General features: G+C 65.0%; 17 protein-coding genes. 10 read left to right on the top strand and 7 right to left on the bottom strand.

The genetic code is table 11. The annotated features are described in order from the left end of the window. The first annotated feature begins 65 nt into the window (after positions 1-65). Complete coding sequence (gene pgm, locus GDH07_RS14345; RefSeq protein WP_152897968.1) at positions 66-1,712, top strand: phosphoglucomutase (alpha-D-glucose-1,6-bisphosphate-dependent); 1,647 nt, start codon at positions 66-68, stop codon at positions 1,710-1,712. A 79-nt stretch (positions 1,713-1,791) separates the two neighbouring features. On the opposite strand, the gene GDH07_RS14340 is transcribed toward pgm, so the two are convergent. Further along, positions 1,792-2,487 carry a pirin family protein gene (locus tag GDH07_RS14340; RefSeq protein WP_152897967.1) on the bottom strand — a complete coding sequence of 232 codons (696 nt, stop codon included), beginning with the start codon at positions 2,485-2,487 and terminating at the stop codon, positions 1,792-1,794. 273 nt (positions 2,488-2,760) lie between these two features. Here GDH07_RS14340 and GDH07_RS14335 point away from each other — a divergent pair, with 273 nt between their 5' ends. Continuing rightward, complete coding sequence (locus GDH07_RS14335; protein ID WP_343038237.1) at positions 2,761-5,226, top strand: UvrD-helicase domain-containing protein; 2,466 nt, start codon at positions 2,761-2,763, stop codon at positions 5,224-5,226. A gap of 38 nt (positions 5,227-5,264) precedes the next feature. Here the strand turns inward: GDH07_RS14335 and GDH07_RS14330 are convergent, their stop codons facing one another. Further along, positions 5,265-5,534, bottom strand: coding sequence for a DUF1652 domain-containing protein (locus GDH07_RS14330; RefSeq protein WP_053129414.1), 270 nt, complete (start codon positions 5,532-5,534; stop codon positions 5,265-5,267). Positions 5,535-5,809: 275 nt separating this feature from the next. Between GDH07_RS14330 and GDH07_RS14325 the strand changes: the two genes are divergently transcribed. From GDH07_RS14325 to GDH07_RS14310, 4 genes are read left to right on the top strand one after another with little or no spacing between them, the layout of a single operon-like run. Then, positions 5,810-6,625 (top strand): helix-turn-helix transcriptional regulator, encoded by an 816-nt coding sequence (locus GDH07_RS14325; protein WP_152897965.1) that lies wholly within the window; start codon positions 5,810-5,812, stop codon positions 6,623-6,625. Positions 6,626-6,676: 51 nt separating this feature from the next. Then, positions 6,677-8,083, top strand: coding sequence for an NAD(P)/FAD-dependent oxidoreductase (locus GDH07_RS14320; RefSeq protein ID WP_152897964.1), 1,407 nt, complete (start codon positions 6,677-6,679; stop codon positions 8,081-8,083). Positions 8,084-8,138: 55 nt separating this feature from the next. Further along, entirely contained in the window at positions 8,139-8,480 is a 342-nt protein-coding gene (locus GDH07_RS14315; RefSeq protein ID WP_022639895.1) for a cupin domain-containing protein, read from the top strand. A 46-nt stretch (positions 8,481-8,526) separates the two neighbouring features. Beyond that, a complete protein-coding gene (locus GDH07_RS14310) occupies positions 8,527-9,618 on the top strand; it encodes a polyamine ABC transporter substrate-binding protein (protein WP_152897963.1) in 1,092 nt (363 codons plus the stop codon). 171 nt (positions 9,619-9,789) lie between these two features. Here the strand turns inward: GDH07_RS14310 and GDH07_RS14305 are convergent, their stop codons facing one another. The 5 genes from GDH07_RS14305 to GDH07_RS14285 all read right to left on the bottom strand — a co-directional run bounded on the left by GDH07_RS14305 (position 9,790) and on the right by GDH07_RS14285 (position 15,001). Then, positions 9,790-10,551: an SDR family oxidoreductase gene (locus GDH07_RS14305; protein ID WP_152897962.1), complete on the bottom strand. Its 762-nt coding sequence runs from the start codon at positions 10,549-10,551 to the stop codon at positions 9,790-9,792. Further along, complete coding sequence (locus tag GDH07_RS14300; protein WP_103325099.1) at positions 10,548-11,930, bottom strand: aspartate aminotransferase family protein; 1,383 nt, start codon at positions 11,928-11,930, stop codon at positions 10,548-10,550. The genes GDH07_RS14305 and GDH07_RS14300 overlap by 4 nt, the downstream gene beginning before the upstream one ends. A gap of 36 nt (positions 11,931-11,966) precedes the next feature. Continuing rightward, positions 11,967-12,782 (bottom strand): molybdenum cofactor biosynthesis F family protein, encoded by an 816-nt coding sequence (locus tag GDH07_RS14295; RefSeq protein WP_152897961.1) that lies wholly within the window; start codon positions 12,780-12,782, stop codon positions 11,967-11,969. Positions 12,783-12,871: 89 nt separating this feature from the next. Continuing rightward, entirely contained in the window at positions 12,872-13,537 is a 666-nt protein-coding gene (locus GDH07_RS14290) for a helix-turn-helix transcriptional regulator (RefSeq protein WP_152897960.1), read from the bottom strand. Between the two features lie 129 nt (positions 13,538-13,666). Further along, a complete protein-coding gene (locus GDH07_RS14285) occupies positions 13,667-15,001 on the bottom strand; it encodes an aspartate aminotransferase family protein (RefSeq protein ID WP_343038236.1) in 1,335 nt (444 codons plus the stop codon). Between the two features lie 225 nt (positions 15,002-15,226). Here GDH07_RS14285 and GDH07_RS14280 point away from each other — a divergent pair, with 225 nt between their 5' ends. The 4 genes from GDH07_RS14280 (at position 15,227) to feaR (ending at position 20,001) form a co-directional block, all read left to right on the top strand. Beyond that, complete coding sequence (locus tag GDH07_RS14280) at positions 15,227-16,714, top strand: aldehyde dehydrogenase family protein (RefSeq protein ID WP_152897958.1); 1,488 nt, start codon at positions 15,227-15,229, stop codon at positions 16,712-16,714. 129 nt (positions 16,715-16,843) lie between these two features. Next, positions 16,844-18,364 (top strand): APC family permease, encoded by a 1,521-nt coding sequence (locus GDH07_RS14275; RefSeq protein ID WP_053129436.1) that lies wholly within the window; start codon positions 16,844-16,846, stop codon positions 18,362-18,364. Beyond that, on the top strand, positions 18,330-18,923 hold the full coding sequence (locus tag GDH07_RS14270; RefSeq protein ID WP_152897957.1) for a DUF3156 family protein: 594 nt from the start codon (positions 18,330-18,332) through the stop codon (positions 18,921-18,923). Before GDH07_RS14275 ends, GDH07_RS14270 begins: the two co-directional genes overlap by 35 nt. Before the next feature lie 139 nt (positions 18,924-19,062). Continuing rightward, entirely contained in the window at positions 19,063-20,001 is a 939-nt protein-coding gene (gene feaR, locus GDH07_RS14265) for a transcriptional regulator FeaR (RefSeq protein ID WP_343038235.1), read from the top strand. The last annotated feature ends 31 nt before the right edge of the window (positions 20,002-20,032 follow it).

The following is a 20,032-nucleotide window of genomic DNA, read 5'->3' as shown; positions in this document are numbered from 1 at the left end:
CGCGATGGTCGAACTGCCAGTAAACTGCGCGGCATTTCCGAACCATCCTTTTTTTGAGGTTTTGCATGACTCTCAGTCCTTTTGCGGGCAAACCGGCACCAACGCAGTTGTTGGTCGACATCCCGCGACTGGTTACGGCGTACTACACCGGTCAGCCTGATGCATCGGTTCCTACCCAGCGCGTGGCCTTCGGTACCTCCGGGCACCGTGGCAGCTCGTTCGACCTGAGTTTCAATGAATGGCACGTCCTGGCCATCAGCCAGGCCATCTGCCTGTACCGCGAAGCCCAGGGCATCGATGGCCCGCTGTTCCTCGGTATCGATACCCACGCCCTGTCCACCCCGGCCGGGGCCAGCGCCCTGGAAGTGCTGGCCGCCAACGGCGTGACCGTGATGATCGCCGAAGGCGACGAATACACGCCGACGCCGGCGGTGTCCCACGCCATCCTTTGCTACAACCGCGGTCGTACCTCGGGCCTGGCGGACGGCATCGTCATCACGCCGTCGCACAACCCGCCACAAAGCGGTGGCTTCAAGTACAACCCCACCAACGGCGGCCCGGCCGATACCCATATCACCAAGTGGATCGAGGCCAAGGCCAACGAACTGCTGGCGGCCCGGCTCGCCGGGGTCAAGCGCATCAGCCATGAGCAGGCGCTGAGGGCCGACACTACCCATCGCCACGACTACCTCAATAGCTATGTCGCCGACCTGATCAACGTCATCGATCTGGATGCCATACGCAACGCCAAGCTGCGCCTGGGCGTGGATCCGCTGGGCGGAGCAGGGGTGCGCTACTGGTCGGCGATCGCCGAGCACTACAAGCTGGATCTGGACGTGGTGAACCGTGAGGTCGACGCGACTTTCCGCTTCATGTCGGTGGACTGGGACGGGCAGATCCGCATGGACCCATCCTCCAGCCACGCCATGCAGGGCCTGATCGGCCTGAAGGAGCGCTTCGACGTGGCCTTCGCCTGCGACCCGGATCACGACCGCCACGGCATCGTCACCCCCAGCGGTGGCCTGCTGGCACCGAACAACTACCTGGCGGTGTCCATCGACTACCTGTTCCAGAACCGTCCGCACTGGCGTGCCGATGCCGCGGTAGGCAAGACCGTGGTCAGCAGCGGTTTGATCGACCGCGTGGCGGCCCGCCTGGGCCGGCGCTTGTATGAAGTGCCGGTGGGCTTCAAGTGGTTTGCCGACGGCTTGTTCGACGGCTCCCTGGGCTTTGGCGGCGAAGAAAGTGCGGGTGCTTCGTTCCTGCGTCGGGATGGCGGTGTGTGGTGCACCGACAAGGACGGCCTGATCCCGGCGTTGCTGGCGGCGGAAATGACCGCTCGCACGGGGCGCGATCCGAGCCAGGCCTATCGTGCATTGTGCGGTGAGCTGGGCCAGCCGTTCTCGGTACGGGTCGATGCCAAGGCCAACCCGCAACAGAAGGCGTTGCTCAGCAAGCTGTCGCCACAGCAGGTGACCTCCACTGAGCTGGCGGGCGAGCCGATCCAGCAGATCCTCAGCCACGCTCCGGGCAACGACCAGGCCATTGGTGGCTTGAAGGTCATGACCGAGAACGGCTGGTTCGCCGCTCGGCCGTCGGGCACGGAGGACATCTACAAGATCTACGCCGAAAGCTTCATCGGCGACGATCACCTCAAGCAATTGGTAGAGCAAGCCCAGGCCCTGGTGGATGGCGCCATCAGCGGTAACTGATCAGGCGATTGCCGGCAATAAAAAAGGGGCGACCATCACGGTCGCCCCTTTTTTATTCGCCGCTATGCCGTGTCCGGTCTCAGGCCAGGTCCACCAGGACGATCTCGCTGTCCTGTACGGCGGTTACCCGTAGCACCCGTTCATCCTGTACGGCGACGCCATCTCGAGCTTCGGCGCGCAAGCCGTTGATCTCGATGACCCCGGTGGCCGGCACCAGGTAGGCGCGGCGCCCGGCGTCCAGGTGGTACTCGGCGCTTTCACCGGCCTTGAGGTTGGCTGCCACCAACCGCGCATCGGCACGGATGCGCAGGCTCTGTGTGTCGCCATCCTTGCCGCTGGCCAGGGTCACGAAGCCTTCACGTTGCCCCTTGGGAAACGGTTTGGCACCCCAGGAAGGTGCAGAACCGGCCTGGTTGGGGATGATCCAGATCTGGAAGATCTTGGTTGGCGTGTCTTCAAGGTTGTACTCGCTGTGGGCGATGCCGGTACCGGCACTCATCACCTGCACGTCGCCAGCCTCGGTACGCCCCTTGTTGCCCAGGTTGTCCTGGTGGCTGATGGCGCCTTCGCGCACATAGGTGATGATCTCCATATCCCGGTGCGGATGCTGCGGGAAGCCGGTGCCAGGGGCGATCACATCGTCGTTCCAGACCCGCAGGTTGCCCCAGTGCATGCGCTCGGGATCGTAGTACTCGGCAAAGGAAAAGTGGTGATGGGCATCCAGCCAGCCGTGGTTGGCGCCGCCCAGGGAACTGAAGGGTCTGAGTTCAAGCATGATCGTCTCCTGATCAAGGCTCGTCATGGCATGTTGCACCTGGCCAAGGACGATAGCCGTGGGTTGATGGCGTGCATCTTCTATCAGTCATTGATCGATAAAAAGCGCAAAAAATGCCTTTATCCAATCGATAAATTAGATGTTTTTTCGAGGCGAAAGCTGGTGTCAAACCTTCGCTTCATCGCTTAAGTTGATGACCTGCAAGCAATTCGCTGGATGCTCCGAGAAAATCCAGCGACCATTACCGCTCAAGCACCACACCCTGGAGTCCGCGTGTCGCAACACACCCCCGATCTGCCCCCCGAGCTCATGCCCCTGGCCCAGATGTCGTTGTTCAAGCGCCTGGCGGCGCGTTTCTTCGGCCACGGCCTGACCCGCCTGCGAGCCCAGCATCGGGCTTCCTGGCTGCACGGCCAGGCCGATGGCTTTCGCAGTGGCCATACCGCGGGCGTGGAGTACGGCTACCGCGAGGGGCGACTCGAAGGCTTGGAGGAAGGCCGCCAGGTGTTGCTGATCCGCGACAGCCGCGATACCGAGCACAGGCCCCCTGGCGTGGATGACCGGTTGTTCGACGATTGGCGCCTGCCCCTGGGGGCCGAGCTGAAGAAGCGCTTCAAGGCCGATGTCGCGCGCTTGCTGGCGCCCGAGGCCCAGCCCAGCGCCGCGCAATGGAAAATGATCTTCAGCGACACTCCAGCTACCGCGGTGATCGCTGGCGCCGGGGCCGGCAAGTCGACCTCGCTGGTGCTGCGTCTGCTGTTGCTCCATCACTACCTGGGGTTCGAGCTGGACTCCATGACCGTGGTGACCTTCACCCGGGAGTCGCGCAAGGATTTCATCGCCAAGCTGATCCAGGTGTTCGCCCTGTGGGACCGGCAACTGGATGCCCGGCAGGCCCGGGACCTGGTGCGCACCTTCCATTCACGGATCCTGCCCATGGTTCGCAGCCTGCCGGGGTTCGAGCGGCTGCAGGCGTTCGAGAACCTCAACGAGCGGCAACCGGGCCACGATGCCGAGGTGGACAGCAACCCCTTCGACCTGCGCATCAACGATGCCCAGCGCCAGCACCTCAATGCCTGCTACCAGGCGCTGTACAACAACGACGAGCGTTTTCGCCAGGCCTTGAAACCGCTGTTGCGCCACGCCCTGCAACTCAAGGAGCTGGAGCGTGACCACCCGGATGTGCAAAAGCGCATGGCCGTCACCGAACTGGCGGCCAAGCGCGATGAAGAACTGTGCGACACCCTCGAGGACCTGTGGTTCAGGGCCGGGGCCTGGCCGATCAAGGGTATCGAACCCAAGCGCCAGCGCTTCGAGATCAACGGCGCACCGTTCCACTGCCATGGCTACTGCGCCGAACTCGATGCCTGGGTGGTGCTGGGCTTCGACCCGCGGGAAAACCCGCAGATCACCCGGCCCGGGGCCAAGCTGAGCGTCCGTGCGGAGTGGGCGGTAAAGCGCACCCTGTTTCAAGCTTTCTGTCGTAAGCCATTGATTTGGCTTGATAGTTATGAAGATTCAAAGCGCGCGCTCGGCGCTTTTTCGGCCCAGGCCAGTACCGGCCCTGGCTTCGATTACCGGGTCAAGGGCGAGCTGGCTTCGGCACCGCTGCTGGACTGTTTCGTCGCCGCCGCAGGGTTCATCGAGAACCTGGGGCTGGAGGTGGGCGACGCCGTGGGCCGCATGAGCTTTGCCCAGGACGACCCGGATCGGTACTTCTTCGAGGCCCTGAGCCTGTTCTGGCGTGCCCTGGAGGACCATCTGCTGGACCAGTCGCCACCGATCATGACCTACAACCGCATGTTCGCCCTGTTCAGCGAGCGTTCGCCGGAGAACTTCAAACTGTTGGCCGACGCCTGCCTGAGGCCGATGTCGCACCTGATGATCGACGAGTTCCAGGATGTTTCGCCGCAGATCGTCTCCTGGATCAAGGCCAGCCTCGGCGAGATCCGCCGCCGTGGCGCAGCCCTGCACCTGGGGCGGGGGGCACAGCATTCCTCGCTGTTGTGCGTGGGTGACGACTGGCAGTCGATCTATGGCTGGCGTGGCAGCTCGCCGCGCTACTTCATCGAGTTCAACAAGGAGTTCGTTTCGCCGAGCACCACCCGGGTCATGCTCAGCGAGAACTACCGCAGTCATCAGCATGTGATCGATGCCGCCGAGCACATTGTCCGTGCGGCCCCGGCCATCGCCGGGAAAAAGGCCAAGGCCAGCGGCGAGGCCCGCGAACCATGGCCGGTGCAGGTGCTGGATCGGGATGACGAAGGCTTGGCCCTGCGTTTGGCGGAGCACTATCGACAGGGTGATTCGATCTTGATGCTGTTTCGAAAAGGTAGCGATAAGTTATTGATTGAAAACAGTATTTCACAAATAGTTAATGTTGATTCTAGCTTGCCGTTGGCGGCTCGCCGGCTCAAGCAGTTGACCTTTCACAGCGCCAAGGGCTTGCAGGCGGATGTGGTGTTCCTGCTGGGCGATTGCCAGCACCTGAGCAGCTCACCGTACAAGAACCAGGTGTATCGCATGGCCGGGCTGGGCAAGGACGGCGACGCCACGCCCTACGACAGCGCCCAGAAAGACGAGATCCTGCGTCTGGCCTATGTGGGTATCACCCGTGCGGTCAAGCATTGCTACTGGTATGTCGAGCGCCAGGACTCCAGTGCAGGCAATGCTCCGAGGGCCTCGGACCGGGTGCCGAAGGACAAGCCGTACTTCCAGGATCTGCGACAACGGCCATGAAAAAGCCCGCCGGTTGGGCGGGCCTGGGTGAAGGGGGATCAGGCCTTGAGGGCCAGGGAGGGCGAGAAGGCCTCCAGCTCATCCTCCACCGCCTCGATTATTCGTTCGACGTCTGCGGCGCTCATCACCGTTGCGCAGGGAATACCGGCTATGGCGATCATGGTTTCGCCGCTGGCGCGGTCGAAGAGCCGGGCGATCATGCTGCCAGGCGCATCCATGCTGGCTTCGAAACCCATGGGATGAAAATGCCAGCGCATCAGCTGGCAGGCGTTGGGAAAGGTGACTTTGCTGGCCCAGACTGTGTTCATCGATGGCCCACCTTGATTCATTGAGCGCTTCCTTGTGCTCGCGGTAGGAACGAGGGCTCGTCGCTGAGCCGCTCGGTTGAGGCTCTAAAAATAGCACCGGGTCATGGGCGCTTGCAGTTTTTTTGGCCACCGTCCGGCGGTTCGTTCATGAAAGTTTGATGCCAGTCACGTCTGCATTGGATGACCGAGCGTGTTGTTTGTCCCAGTTATCGGGGTGGTGATTGCCGCTTGTCGGCAAGTTCGGCAAGCTGCACTTTTTTCTTCTCGGAAAATCTATGGCTGCCGCTGATGATGGGCCCCTGCAAGCCGCCATCACCGGCGATGCGGTGATGCGCTACCACCTGTGCTGGAAACTGCGCGATCTCGAAGGGGTGATGGCGCTGTATCACCCGCAGATCCAATACAACGACTTCTTCCAGAACCGCACGCTGGCCCTGGCCGAGCTGCGCGAATACGTGCAGGCCAGCATGCCGCGGGCCCCGGACGAGACCCTGGAGCACTGCGATCGCATCCGCCTGGATGGCGACACGGCTTTCATCCAGTACCAGGTGACCCTGAGGGGCGGCCAGGGGCTGGTGTCGTTCCGGGCCAGCGAAGCGATCACCGTGCGTGACGGCCTGATCTGGCGGGTCAACGAATATGCGGCCCTGGTGCGCGAGGGGTCTTCGGCCCAGCCTGCCGGCGGCCCGCGCCCGGCAGCCAGCCGCCTGGGGTTGTCACCGCGCCAGCTGGGACGCATGGCCGACGACCTGGAGCAGTATTTCCAGCGTCAGCAACCCTATCTGGACCCGGAGCTGGACCTGCAACGGGTGGCTGGCGAATCCGGCTACAGCCGCAACCAGATTTCCTACCTGCTCAACCAGGTGTTGGGCCAGAGCTTCTACCGCTACGTGAACCAGGCGCGCCTGCAACACGTGCTGGCGGCTCTGGAGCAGGCTGTGCCGCCGCTGCGGATCGATGAGCTGGCCTTCGCCGCGGGCTTCAATTCACTGTCGGCGTTCTACAACTGCTTTCGCCAGCACACCGGCCAGACCCCCAAGGCCTATGCCCGGGAAATTTCCTTGCGTGCACGGGCACAAGACAGCGCCTGAGACGGGGCACTAGCATCGGCCCATCGAAAGTTCGGTTGGCGGAGTGTTGGCATGCCTGCTTGGCGCAATATCAGTTTGTGGATGGATCAGCTCGACGAGCCGCTAACCCCCCGGCCAGCCCTGGAACGGGACCTGGACCTGGACGTGGCGATCATCGGCGCCGGCTACACTGGCCTGTGGACCGCCTATTACCTCAAGCGCCTGGAGCCGGGGTTGAAGATCGCCGTATTCGAGGCGCAGATCGCCGGTTTCGGTGCCTCCGGGCGCAATGGCGGCTGGCTGATGGGCAACCTGCTGGGCGAGGACCGCCTGCTGGCACCGCTACCGGTCGAACAGCGCCGGGCCTCCTATGAACTGCTGCATGACATACCCGATGAGGTGGCTAACGTCATCGAACGTGAAGGCATCGACTGCGACTACCGCAAGGGCGGCGTGCTGTATTGCGCCGCTCGTTATCCGGAGCAGCACGCCAGCCTGCGCCAGTACCTGGCGCATCTGCATGACCAGGGCCTGGGCGAGGCCGACTACCGGTGGCTGACTCCCGAGCAACTGGCTGGGCAACTGCGCGTGGCCAATGCCTATGGGGCGATCCAGGCTGCCCATTGCGCCACCATCCAGCCGGCCAAGCTGGTGCGCGGCCTGGCCCGGGCGGTGGAGCGCCTGGGGGTGGCGCTCTACGAGAACAGCCCGGTGACCCATTGGCAGTCCGGCAGCCTGCAGACTCCACGGGCGGCGGTGCGCAGCCGCTGGATAGTACCGGCGGTGGAGGGCTATTCGGTGACCCTGGCACCCCTGGGGCGCTACCAACTGCCGGTGCAGAGCCTGCTGGTGGCCACCGAGCCGCTGCCCCAGTCCACCTGGGACGAGATCGGCCTGAGCCAGGGCCAGGCCTTCAGCGAGGGCAGTCGCCAGGTCACCTACGGCCAGCGCACCCTGGACGACCGCCTGGTGTTCGGCGCCCGGGGTGGCTATCAGTTCGCCGGCAAGCTGCGCCACGACTTCAACCTGAGCGAGGACGAAGTGCAATTGCGCCGCTACCTGTTCGGCGAGCTGTTTCCACAACTCAAGAACGTGCGCATCACCCATGCCTGGGGCGGCAACCTGGGCATGTCGCGCCAGTTCCATCCGCACATGCTCTGCGACCGCCGCAAGGGCATCGCCCTGGCCGGTGGCTACGGTGGCGAAGGAGTGGGGGCCAGCAACCTGGGCGGCCGGACGCTGGCCGAGCTGATTCTGCAGCGTGACAGCCCCTTGGTACGCCAGCCCTGGGTCCTGCCCGAAGGCGGCCTGGAGCGACTGCGGGCCTGGGAGCCCGAGCCGTGCCGCTGGCTGGGCTACAACGCGATCATTCAAAGCTTCGTTCACGAAGACCAGACCCTGGCCAATCCGGCCACGGCTCCCTGGCGGCGCAGGATGGCCAGCCGGATCGCCGGGTTCATGGAAGGCTTCATGCACTGACCCGGCTTCACCTGCCGGGCGCTGTGCGCTCGGCGCTTCCGCCTGAGGTAGCACCATGAGCATCACGCAATTGAAGAACACCGCCACGGCCATCCTCGAGCAATCGGCTCCGGTCGCCGTGCCACTTGGCGAGCCGTTGGCCGTGACCTCGGTCACCGCCGTGGAGCGCAGCGACGGAGTCGAGACCGGCATCTGGGAGTGCACGCCAGGGCGCTGGCGGCGACAGATCGTCGCCCAGGAGTTCTGCCACTTTATCCAGGGCCGCTGCACCTTCACCCCCGACAACGGCGCAACCGTGCACATCCAGGCCGGCGATGCCTTGATGTTGCCGGCCAACAGCACCGGGACCTGGGACATCCTCGAGACTGTGCGCAAGACCTACGTCCTGATCTTCTAATCGCCAACTGCCTGCCAATAACAAAACCAACCACAGGTATCGCTCCATGACCCGCAAGACTCGCGCTTTGCTGCTGAGCCCGTTGTGCCTGGCCGCCGCCCTGGCCCAGGCCGCCGATACGGTGAAGATCTACAACTGGTCCGACTACATCGCACCGGACACCAACCGCCAGTTCCAGAAGGCGACCGGGATCGGTTTCACCTACGACGTCTATGACAGCAACGAAACCCTGGACGGAAAGTTGATGACCGGAAAATCCGGTTACGACGTGGTCTTTCCTTCCAACCACTTCATGGCCCGGCAGATCCAGGGCGGGGCCCTGAAGAAGCTCGACAAGACCCAATTGCCCAACTGGCAGAACCTCAACCCGGTGCTGCTCAAGGCCCTTGAGGTCAATGATCCGGGTAACCAGTACGGCTTCCCCTACCTCTGGGGCACCACGGGCATCGGCTACAACGTGGCCAAGGTCAAGGCAGTGCTCGGGGACGATGCACCATTGGATTCCTGGGACCTGATCTTCAAGCCCGAGTACATGCAGAAGTTGCAGAAGTGCGGGGTGGCGATCCTGGACAACGGCCCGGAACTGATACCGGCAGCCCTGAACTACCTGGGGTTGGCGCACCACAGCAAGAATCCGGCGGACTACAAAAAAGCCGAAGCCTTGCTGATGAAGGTCCGGCCTTATGTGAGCTATTTCCATTCCTCGAAGTACACCAGCGACCTGGCCAACGGCAACATCTGCGTGGCAGTGGGCTTTTCCGGAGACATCCTGCAGGCCGAAAGCCGCGCCAAGGAGGCCGGCAACGGTATCCAGATCGGTTACTCGATTCCCCGGGAGGGTTCGCCGCTGTGGTTCGACATGGTGGCCATGCCGGTGGACGCCCCGGATGAGAAGGCCGGCTACGCCTACATGGACTACCTGCTGCGTCCCGAGGTGATGGCCGAAGTCAGCAACCACGTGCATTACGCCAATGGCAACCAGCAAGCCGACAGCCGGGTGGATCCGGCGATCAAGGGCGACCCCAAGATCTACCCGAGTCCGGCGATGATGGACAAGCTGTTCGCCTTGCAGGCCATGCCGCTGGATATCGACCGGCTCCGCACCCGTTTGTGGAACAAGATCCGCAGCGGCAACTGACAGCCCAAGCCGCTAACAGGCCGTTGAAAAACCTAGGCAAGGCAGCCAGCGCAAGGCAAAACAGGCGAAAAAGCGCAGTTTACGAGTGCTGAATGAGCATTTTGACCGGGCTGGCGCACCAGCTTGTTTTTAACGCCGCGATGGCAACGCAGGTAGTTCTTCAACCTCCTGCTAGATCTGGGTGTTCTCCGCAAGCAAGGCGCCGCCATCCACCACCAGGGTCTGCCCGGTGATGTAGCCGGCTTGCCGGGAGGCCAGGAAGGCCATGGCCCAGGCAATGTCCTGGGGCGCGCCCAGGCGTTTGAGCGGAATGTGCCCGGCCAGGGCACCGGCATCCCCCAGGTTGTCGGTGGCTTGGGTGGCGATCAACCCCGGCTCGACGCCATTGACCGTGATCCCGTATTCCGCCAGCTCCAGCGCCGCAGCGCGGATGAACCCGTTGACCCCGGCCTTGGACGCCGCGTAGTGGGCCAGCCCGGGTATCGCCGTGCGCGGCCCGGTGACCGAGGAGGTCACGACGATCCGCGGGTCCTGGGCCCGGCGCAGCGCCGGCAGGGCGGCCCGGGCCAGCCAGAAGCAGCTCTTGAGATTGACCGCCAGGGTGCTGTCCAGGGTCGCGTCCTCCAGTTCGGCGAGCCGCTGCATGGGGAAGATCCCGGCGTTGTGCAGCAGCAGGTCGAGGCCGCCGAAGGCCTGTTCGGTAGCGGCCACGGCCTGCTCGGCGGCGGCCCGGGTACCCAGGTCGATGGCCAGCAGCTCGGCGCAGCCGCCGGCCTCGCGGATCAGGCGCAGGGTCTCGGCGCCGGCGGCAGCGCTGCGGGTGGCCAGCATCACCTTGGCGCCCTGGGCGGCGAACAGCTGGGCGATGGCCCGGCCGATGCCCTGGCCGGAGCCGGTGACCAGGGCGATGCGTCCTGCCTGTGCGCCGCTCATGAAGCTGCTCCCGGCAGCACCTGGGCCAGGCACTGGTCCAGCAGGCGGTTGTGCAGGTCCACCTGCTCCTCGCTGGCGCTGGGGCACAGCAGGGCCATGTTGTGGAACGGCGTCAGCAGCACCCCGCGATTGAGCAGGTACAGGTGCAGGTAGGCCTCGATCAGCCCGTGCCGCGCATGGTGGGCTTCGCCGCCGTTGCGCGGGGCATGGGGCATGAACAGGTACTCGACCCGGGCGCCGATGCGGGTCACGTGCCAGGGCAGGCGGTGGCGCTGGATGATCGCCTCGACCCCGGCCCGCAGGCGTTCGGCCAGCTGGAACATACGTTGGTAGTTGGCCTCGTTCATCACCTCGCTGAAGGTGGCGCGCATGGCGGCCATCTGCAGGGCGTTGCCGGCCAGGGTGCCGCCGAAGCCGAAATGGTTGATCGCCTGGCCCGGCGTAAAGTGCGGCAGGACCTGCCAGATCCGCTCGGCCATGGCTTGGCTGGCGCCCCAGACCGCGGTGGGAATGCCCCCGGCGATGCACTTGCCGAGGACGAAGAAGTCCGGTTCCAGGCCATGCTCGCCGCAGTAGCCGCCAGGGCCGCAGGACAGGGTATGGGTTTCGTCGATGATCAGCGGCACGTCGTAGCGCCGGGTCAGTTGCCGCAGGCCATCATGGAAGCCCGGCGCCGGCGGCACCATGCCGACGTTGGTCATGAAGGGTTCGGTCAGTACCGCGGCCACGTCGCCATGGGCCAGGGCCGCTTCCAGGGCCGGCAGGTCGTTGAACTCCACCAGGCGGGTGGTGGCCTGGTGATGCAGGCCGTTGGCATGCACGCCTTCACGGGGAATCATCTGGCCGCCGGCATCGAACTCCACCTGGGACTCGTCGACGCTGCCGTGGTAGTTGCAATTGAACACCAGCACTTTCTGCCGGCCGGTGATCATCCGGCACAGGCGCAAGACGAAGCGATTGGCATCGGTGGCCGAGGTGGTGACCTGCCAATAGGGCAGCTTGAAGCGCCGGCTCAGCTCCTGGCCGACCCACAGGCTGTCGGCGGTGGGCAGCATCAGGGTCGAGCCATGCCGTGCTTGCTCGGCGATGGCTGCTGCCACCACCGGTTGGGCGTGGCCGAACATGGCCCCGGTGTCGCCCAGGGCGAAGTCGACGTACTGCCGGCCATCGCAGTCGGTCAGGGTCGCACCCTGGGCGTCGGCCACCATGATCGGGTACGAGCCGGGCCATTGCTGCATCCAGTGCAGCGGGGCACCGTAGAGCCAATGCTCGAGGTTCTGGCGGTAGAAGGCGCCGGAGCGCGGATGGCGTTCGGCAAACAGTTGCAGTTCGCTCTGGTAGCAGTCGGCGACGCGTTGCAGGTCGAGTCCCAGGGTCATGGCAAGGTCCTGTGAAAAATGTGCGGTGGCAAAGGCTCAGCAATGGCTGGTGCGATTGAGCACCCGGGCCAGGGCGCCCACCGGGAAGTTGGCGAAACTTTCGAAGTCCGCGCCCTGGTAGCCGAAGATCTTGCCGTCGCTGCGCCCGGCTGCGAGGTCGATCAGCACCAGGCCCAGGGTCGGGACGATCTTTTCCCGCCAGACGAACAGGTACAGCTGCTCGGCGACCTTGTAGTAGTGGCAGCGGTCGGTGTCCGCCAGCCCTTGCTCGACGCCCTTGAGGCACTGCCAGCTGTAGAAGTCGGCATTGAGGTAGACGTGTTCGTAGGCCTCGCTGGCGCTGTAGACGTACTGGTTGCGCAGGCCGATCAGTTCCTCCGTGGGGGCGTGCCGTGGCGTGTCGGCGGTGCATGGCCGGTCGATGGCACCGTGCAGGAACTGCGCCTTGACGCTGGTCAGCTCGCCGCCGGCCAGGGCCCGACTGAACAAATCGGTCCGGGTTTCGTCACGGCTGGGCATCTGCCCGAGGACGGCGGTGAAGCACTGGCGCTCCAGGTCCAGGACCAGGCTTACCGAATGGGTGGCACCCTGGTCCTGCTTGAGAAAATCCACCAGGTACAGGCCGGGGCGCAGCGAGGTGGCGCGGTAGGCCAGTTCCTCGCCGGCGCTTTCGCCGATGTTGTTCCAGCTCAGGGTGGCGGCGCCGAAGCGATGCTCGATCTGCCAGCCGTTGTCGAAGTGCAGGGTCAGGTGGCGCCCGGCCAAATCGTCGCGGGCGGGGAGGATGTGGTTGTCGCCGGCAAAACCGTCGGCCAGGGCGCCGACGGTGATCCATTCAGGTTGCTGGTTCATGGCAAGGCTCTTGTGCGTTGTCGTAGAGCTGCATGTTCGGGCCTGGTGCGGCGCCTGCCCATCAACCGGATGGTTGAGTCCTGGCTGTTTCAGAGGAACAGCGTGCTTACCAGTTCGGTGCGGTTGCCCGCGCCGACCTTGCGGAACAGGTTGATCAGGTGGGTCTTGACCGTGGGCAGGCCCAGGTCCAGGCGCCGGGCGATGGTCTTGTTGTCCGCGCCGTCGCGCAGCAGCCAGGCGATTTCCCGTTCACGGGGCGTCAGCCCGGCCAAGCGCGGGTCGGCCTCGGGGCACGGGGCCCGGGCGGCGATTTCCAGCAGCCCCTGCAAGGCTTGCAGGGTGGTCAGCTCATCGTTGCTGAAGCGCCCGAGGCTGGCGTCGCGTAGCAGCGAAAGCCCGGCGATGGGGCGCTGTTTGTCGCAGGCCAGGATCTCCACCACATCCAGCACTCCGTGGCGCTGCAGGAAGCCCTGGTACACCAGGGTGTCGTGACGATCCTGGCGGGCCATGCCCATGTGCAGCGACAGCACCGGGCGCCCGGCGGCCGCGCACAGCTGTGGTTGCAGCGGGTCGTAGCGCCGATAGCGTTGCAGGTAGGCCTGGTGCATCTGTTCGGGCATGCGGTACAGCGCGAAGTCTTGGGCTTGCAACTGTGGGTCGATGCGGTAGAAGGCGCAGAGGGTGGCGGGCACTACCCGGGTGAAGGCGGCGATGCAGCGTTGGCCCAGCTCATGGGGCATGGCGACTGCGTGCATGGAAGACTCCTGGCTGCCCGCTGGGCAGGGGCTCGGGGCTGGCGCAGGTAGCGGGCCGCGCGATGGCGGCCGGCCATTGGAGAGTGCCGGCGCTGCCCGCCGCGAATGCGGGCAGCGCCGGTGGGCCGGTCAGCGCCGGGCCTGGTTCAGGCCCTGGGCGAGGGCGTCGACGATGACATCCACCTGCGCCGGCTGGATCACCAGAGGCGGCGAGAGAATGATCTTGGTGCCCACCGGGCGCACCATGACCCCGTGTTCCCGGGCGATCTGCGCCACTTGGTTGGCGTAGCCGCTGGTGGGGTCGATGGGCTCGCGGGTGCTCTTGTCGGCCACCAGGTCCAGGGCCACCATCAGGCCCTGGCCACGCACTTCGCCAACGCTGTCGAAGCGCTCGACGAACGGCTGCAGCTTGGCCAGCAGGTAGTCGCCCATCTTCGCCGCGTTGGCCGGCAGGTCTTCCTTGACCACGATGTCCAGGCAGGCCAGGGCCGCGGCGCAGGCCACCGGATGCCCGGCGTAGGTGTAGCCGTGCATGATGGCGCCGGTGAAGTTGCCGTTCTTCTCGAACGCTTCCTCGATCCGCCGGTTGACCACGGTGGCGCCCAGGGGGATGTAGCCCGAGGTGATGCCCTTGGCCAGGCACATGATGTCCGGCTTGACCCCCCACAGGCGGCTGCCGAACATCGAGCCGCTGCGGCCGAAGCCGGTGACCACTTCGTCGGCGATCAACAGCACGCCGTACTTGTCGCAAACCTCGCGGATCAATGGCCAGTAGTTGGCCGGCGGCACGATGACCCCGCCCGCGCCCTGGATCGGTTCGGCGATGAAGGCCGCCACGGTGTCCGGGCTCTGGAACTGGATTTCCCGCTCCAGCAGGTCGGCGCAGATCTTGCCCAGCTCCTCCGGGTCCTGGCTGTAGGGGTTGCGGTACAGCCACGGGGTGTCGATGTGGTAGCAACCGGGCAGCAGCGGCTCGTAGTTGCGCCGGAACACCGTGTTGCCGTTGACCGAGGCGCCACCGAAGTGGGTGCCATGGTAGCCCTGGCGCAGGGAAATGAACTTGGTGCGATCGGCCTGGCCCTCGAGCTTCCAGTACTGGCGAGCCAGCTTCAGGGCGCTTTCGATAGCGTCCGAGCCGCCCGAGCTGAAGGCTACGCGGCGCATGTCTTCAGGTTCCAGCAGGTTCATCAAGACCCGCGACAGCTCCTCGGCGCGGGGATGGCTGACCCCGTCGAACAGCTGGAAGTACTCCAGCTCATCGAGCTGGGCGGTGATGGCCGCCTTCACTTCCTTGCGGTTGTGGCCAACGTTGACGTTCCACAACCCGGCCACGCCATCCACCAGTTGACGGCCCTGGTCGTCGTACACATAGCAGCCATCGCCGCGCACGATGCGGATCGGCTCGCGTTGCTTCATCTCGTTGGGGTGCAGCATGGGATGCCAGAAATGGCTTGTTTGGCTCACGTTGGATCTCCTGATAGGGCTCGAACAGCTTGGGACCATTAGGGCGCGATTGGCCGACGTGTTGCTTGCCTCTGTGTGCCAGGGCATTTGATCCAGGCTGCCAGGTGTTTGTCGAGCCTGTCGGGCTTGGCAGCCAGCGCCAAGTTTTGCGGCAGCCAGGATCAAGACGGCATCGGGCTTTGGGCTCAGAGTCTCGGTCAACAGGTACAACCAAGAGGATTGACGATGAGCGTTGCCATCGACCCACGTGTCGCCGCATTCATAGACAGCCAGCACGGCCTGCTGATCGACGGCCATAGCCGCCCGGCGCTCTCCGGGGCGCGGATGCCGGTCCATAACCCGGCCACCGGCGAGCAATTGACCGAAGTGGCCATGGCCGCCCAGGCCGACATCGACCTGGCGGTGGGCGCTGCCCGGCGCGCCTTCGAAGGTAGCTGGAAAGCGCAGCGCCCGGCCGATCGCGAACGCCTGTTGCTGAAACTGGCGGATTTGCTCGAGGCCAATGGCGAGGAGCTGGCGCAACTGGAAACCCTCAACAACGGCCAGTCGATCCACCTGGCCCGGGCCCTGGAAGTGGGCGCGGCGGCGGAGTTCACCCGCTACATGGCCGGCTGGGCGACCAAGATCGAGGGCAAGAGCCTGGATGTGTCCATCGCCGCAGTGCCCGGCGCGCAGTACCGGGCCTACACGGTGCCGGAGCCGGTGGGCGTGGTGGGGGCCATCGTGCCGTGGAACTTCCCGCTGCTGATGGCCATCTGGAAGATCGTTCCGGCCCTGGCCTGTGGTTGCACCGTGGTGCTCAAGCCGGCGGACGAGACCCCGCTCACCGCGCTGCGCCTGGGCCAGTTGTGCCTGGAGGCGGGCATCGCCCCCGGGGTGGTCAACGTGGTGACCGGCACTGGTGCCGGGGCCGGGGCGGCGCTGGCGGCCCATCCGGGCATCGACAAGCTGGCCTTCACCGGCTCGACCCAGGTGGGCAAGCTGATCGGCCATGCGGCGGTGGAAAACATGACTCGATTTTCCCTGGAACTGGGTGGCAAATCGCCGGTGATCGTGCTCGATGACTGCGATCCGGACAGCGCTGCCGCTGGCGCCAGTGCGGCGATCTTCTTCAACCAGGGCCAGGTTTGTACTGCTGGTTCGCGGCTGTACATCCAGCGCGGCATCTATCAGCAGGTGCTCGACCGGTTGGTGGCCATTGCCGGCTCGCTGAGCATCGGCCCGGGCCTGGACGAACAGGCGCAGATCAACCCGCTGATCTCGGCCAAGCAGCAGCGCCGGGTACTGCAGATGGTCGAGCGCGGAGTCGAGGAGGGCGCGCGGGTGCTGTGTGGTGGTACGCCCTTTGGCGAGCGCGGCTTCTATGTCAGGCCCACGGTGGTGGCCGATGTGCAGGCCGGGCAGCAGCTGGTGCGCGAGGAAATCTTCGGCCCGGTGGTGGTCGCCATGCCTTTCGACACCCTGGAAGAGGTGGTGGCGCTGGCCAACGACAACCAGTACGGCCTGGGCGCGAGCATCTGGTCCAACGACCTGGGGCAGGTCATGCAACTGATCCCGCAGATCAAGGCCGGTACGGTCTGGGTCAACACCCACAACATGCTCGACCCATCGATGCCCTTCGGTGGCTACAAGCAGTCCGGTATCGGTCGCGAGATGGGCCATGCGGCCATCGAGGCCTACACCGAGAACAAGTCGGTGTGCATCGCCTATTGAGCCAGACCCCGCAGGCCAGCCCTGCGGGACGACTCCAGGCTGCGCCAGACAGCCGAGCATTGCGGCCACGCGTGCCCTTGAAATGCCTAGAACAATAATCATCAACCCATGCTTTCGAGGTTTACCAGCATGTCGCTCAACGACAGACTCAACCGGCACCTGCACCAGGGTGTCGTCGGTTTTCCCACGGCCCTGGCCAGTGCCGTGGGCCTGATCATGGCCAGCCCGGTGATCCTCACCGCCACCACCGGTTTCGGCATCGGCGGCGGGGCCTTCGCCGCCGCCATGGTGATCGCCCTGCTGATGATGCTGGCGCAGTCCACCACCTTCGCCGAAGCGGCCTGCCTGTTGCCCACCAACGGTTCGGTCTATGACTACCTGGCCTGCGGCCTGGGGCGTTTCTTCGCCATCACCGGCACCCTGTCGGCCTACCTGATCGTCCACGTGTTCGCCGGCACCGCGGAAACCATCCTCAGCGGGGTCATGGCCCTGGTCAATTTCGAGTCCCTCAATACCCTGCTGGAGCAGAGCGGCAGCGCCTGGCTGGTGGGGGTGGGGCTGGTGCTGTTCTTCGGCCTGCTCAACGCCGTGGGGATCACGGCCTTCAGCCGCGCCGAGGTGATCCTGACCTTCGGCATGTGGAGCACCCTGATCATCTTCGGCGTGATGGGCGTGCTCAAGGCCCCGGCGGTGCAGCTCGATGGCTGGTTCGGGGCTTCCACGGTGGGCACCGACCTGCCCACCATCCTGTCCCTGGTGGGCATGGCGATGTTCATGTTCGTCGGCTGCGAGTTCGTCACGCCCCTGACCCCGGACGTACGCAAGGCCTCGCGGACCATTCCCCGGGCCATGGCCCTGGGATTGGTGGGGGTCGCGGTGTGCATGTTCATCTATGGCGCGGCGATGAAGCGCCAGGTGGCCAACGTCGCCCTGAGCGAGGACGGCAGCGTGCACCTGCTGGAGACACCCATGGCCATCCCGCATTTCGCCGAGCAGATCATGGGTCCGTTCGGGCGGATCTGGCTGGGGATCGGCCTGCTGTTCGCCGGTGCCGCTACCATCAATACGCTGATGGCCGGGTTACCGCGCATCCTCTATGGCATGGCCCAGGACGGCGCCTTGCCGAAGGTGTTCACCTACCTGCATCCGCGCTTCAAGACGCCGTTGCTGTGCATCGCCGTGGCGGTGCTGATTCCTTGCCTGCACGCCTGGTGGCTGGGCGGCAGCACCGACAGCATCATGCACCTGGTGCTGGCGGCGGTTTGTGCCTGGAGCACGGCGTATCTGCTGGTCACGCTGTCGGTGGTGATGCTGCGCATTCGCCGGCCGGACCTGCCAAGGCCCTACAAGTCGCCGTGGTTCCCACTGCCGCAGATCCTTTCTTCGGTGGGCATCCTGCTGGGCATGTGGTTCATCACTCCACCGGGGATGAACCCGAGGGACATCTACTTGCCGTTCGGCAGCATGCTGGGCCTGACCGCGGCGTATGCGCTGGTCTGGACCCTGGTGGTGCAGAAGGTCAATCCGTTTCGCCCGGTTCCGGTGGAAGAGGTGCTGGAACAGGCCCTGGGCTTGGCCCCGGAAGATCTCCCGAACCCTCGGCAGGAGGTGGCCGATGAACCTTTCAAGCTGGCGACAAAACCTCTTTGAACTGTGGCACCGGCCACCCTCGGGTTATCGCCCGGGGCTGACCCTGGGCCAGTTGCGCCGGGATTTGGCGGGGCTCGACTATGTTAGCCAGGGCGCAGCCCAGGGGCGCTTTCGTTGCCCTCGGCGCGGCCTGGAGTTCGAAGTGGCGGAGTGCCCCCAGGCGCAGTTCCTGATGCATATCGTGGTGTGCCAATGGCAGATGCGGGTGCCCGCTGCCGGGCCGGGTCGGGCGCGCATCAGCTTGCGCCATACCGGGGCAATTCGCCGCCAGGGGCTTGCCGCTCGCGTGCGTGACGGCGAGCAGGCCGGCTGGACGCCTCTTCTCCAGCGCCTGTGCCAGGACCCACAGCTGCTGGCCGAGTTGCTGCCCCTGGATTTCAAGCGCCTGGAGCTGCACCGCGATGACCAGGGTTGGCAGGTGCGCCTGGAGCACTTCGGCGCCAGCGAGGTGGTCAATCGCCTGCCGGGCATGCGCCGCTATATCCGTTTGAATGCTGTGCAACGAGAGGCGCTGCTGGGCAGCCTCGGTCATCTGCAGCGCTTGCTGGCGGATTACTGAAGCGTCCATTGGCACGACCCCTGCTTGAGCCGTGACAGGTTATTCCTGCTGCCGGGCGCCTTGCCTGGCAAATAGATAACATGTTAATGATATCGCCATAAAAACAATGGCGGCCCGAACCGGCTCCTGGAGGTGCACAGTGCTTGCTTCCCAAAGTTTCAGTTCCTGGCTGGGCGCCCTGCAGGGCGTCTGCGGTCGTTTCGATGCCCGCCCGGCGCACAACCCCGCGCTGTTCATCGGCGAAGTGGGCTTGCAGGACTATGCCGGGCTGGAGGTGGCGCAGATCCGCACCAATGCCGGGCTGATTTCCCGGCAAGGCACCCGGGCCGACCAGGCCGACGATCGGCACTGTTTCCTGATCGTCCAGCGCAGCGGGCATGCGCGCCTGAGCCAGGATGGCGAGAGCGTGGAACTGGCGCCTGGCGACATGGCCCTGCTGGATTCCGCCGGAGCTTGCGAAATCGTGCCCCATGGCTTGATCGAGCATGCCTCGTTCCATTTGTGCCGGGAGGAGGTCTACCGGCACCTGCCGGCCCAACAACGCAAGTTCGGCAAGTTGTCGCAGAATTGCGCCAGTGGCCGGCTGATGCGCCTGCTGGTGGAGCAGATCTGCGCCGGCGACCTGCATGGCTGTGCGGCGCAACAGGAGGGCCAGGCCTTGCAGGAGGCGCTGATCGCCTTGCTCGGCCCGACCCTGCGCCAGACCGCCGACAGTCTTGCCGGTCACGATGAAGCCCTGCATGGCCAGTGCCTGCGCGACCAGGCCCGGCAACTGATCCAGCAATCGCTCAATGAGCCGGGGCTGACCCCGGTGGCCCTGGCCGGCCAGTTGAACATCTCGGTGCGCCAGTTGTACCGATTGTTCGAGGAGCAGGGCGACAGCGTCTGTCGCTTCATCCAGCGTTCGCGGCTCAAGCGCAGTGCGGCGGACCTGAGCAACCCGCACCTGCGCAACGAATCGATCACCGATATCGCCTTCAAGTGGGGCTTCACCGATTCGGCGCATTTCAGCCGCACCTTCAAGAAACACTTCGAGCAGTCGCCCCGGGACTACCGCGCGCGTTCATTGAATGCCTGAGGGCGTTTTGCCGCCGGCGTCGGTGGGGCGA

Source organism: Pseudomonas piscis (assembly GCF_009380155.1).
Classification (GTDB): domain Bacteria; phylum Pseudomonadota; class Gammaproteobacteria; order Pseudomonadales; family Pseudomonadaceae; genus Aquipseudomonas; species Aquipseudomonas piscis.
Note: the sequence above shows the minus strand (reverse complement) of the source record. Positions and strands in the feature narration are given on the sequence as shown.

Coding starts and splice junctions, on each gene's coding strand:
- pgm (WP_152897968.1), top strand. CDS start 66: ATGACTCTCAGTCCTTTTGCGGGCAAACCGGCACCAACGCAGTTGTTG.
- GDH07_RS14340 (WP_152897967.1), bottom strand. CDS start 2,487: ATGCTTGAACTCAGACCCTTCAGTTCCCTGGGCGGCGCCAACCACGGC.
- GDH07_RS14330 (WP_053129414.1), bottom strand. CDS start 5,534: ATGAACACAGTCTGGGCCAGCAAAGTCACCTTTCCCAACGCCTGCCAG.
- GDH07_RS14325 (WP_152897965.1), top strand. CDS start 5,810: ATGGCTGCCGCTGATGATGGGCCCCTGCAAGCCGCCATCACCGGCGAT.
- GDH07_RS14320 (WP_152897964.1), top strand. CDS start 6,677: ATGCCTGCTTGGCGCAATATCAGTTTGTGGATGGATCAGCTCGACGAG.
- GDH07_RS14315 (WP_022639895.1), top strand. CDS start 8,139: ATGAGCATCACGCAATTGAAGAACACCGCCACGGCCATCCTCGAGCAA.
- GDH07_RS14310 (WP_152897963.1), top strand. CDS start 8,527: ATGACCCGCAAGACTCGCGCTTTGCTGCTGAGCCCGTTGTGCCTGGCC.
- GDH07_RS14305 (WP_152897962.1), bottom strand. CDS start 10,551: ATGAGCGGCGCACAGGCAGGACGCATCGCCCTGGTCACCGGCTCCGGC.
- GDH07_RS14300 (WP_103325099.1), bottom strand. CDS start 11,930: ATGACCCTGGGACTCGACCTGCAACGCGTCGCCGACTGCTACCAGAGC.
- GDH07_RS14295 (WP_152897961.1), bottom strand. CDS start 12,782: ATGAACCAGCAACCTGAATGGATCACCGTCGGCGCCCTGGCCGACGGT.
- GDH07_RS14290 (WP_152897960.1), bottom strand. CDS start 13,537: ATGCACGCAGTCGCCATGCCCCATGAGCTGGGCCAACGCTGCATCGCC.
- GDH07_RS14280 (WP_152897958.1), top strand. CDS start 15,227: ATGAGCGTTGCCATCGACCCACGTGTCGCCGCATTCATAGACAGCCAG.
- GDH07_RS14275 (WP_053129436.1), top strand. CDS start 16,844: ATGTCGCTCAACGACAGACTCAACCGGCACCTGCACCAGGGTGTCGTC.
- GDH07_RS14270 (WP_152897957.1), top strand. CDS start 18,330: ATGAACCTTTCAAGCTGGCGACAAAACCTCTTTGAACTGTGGCACCGG.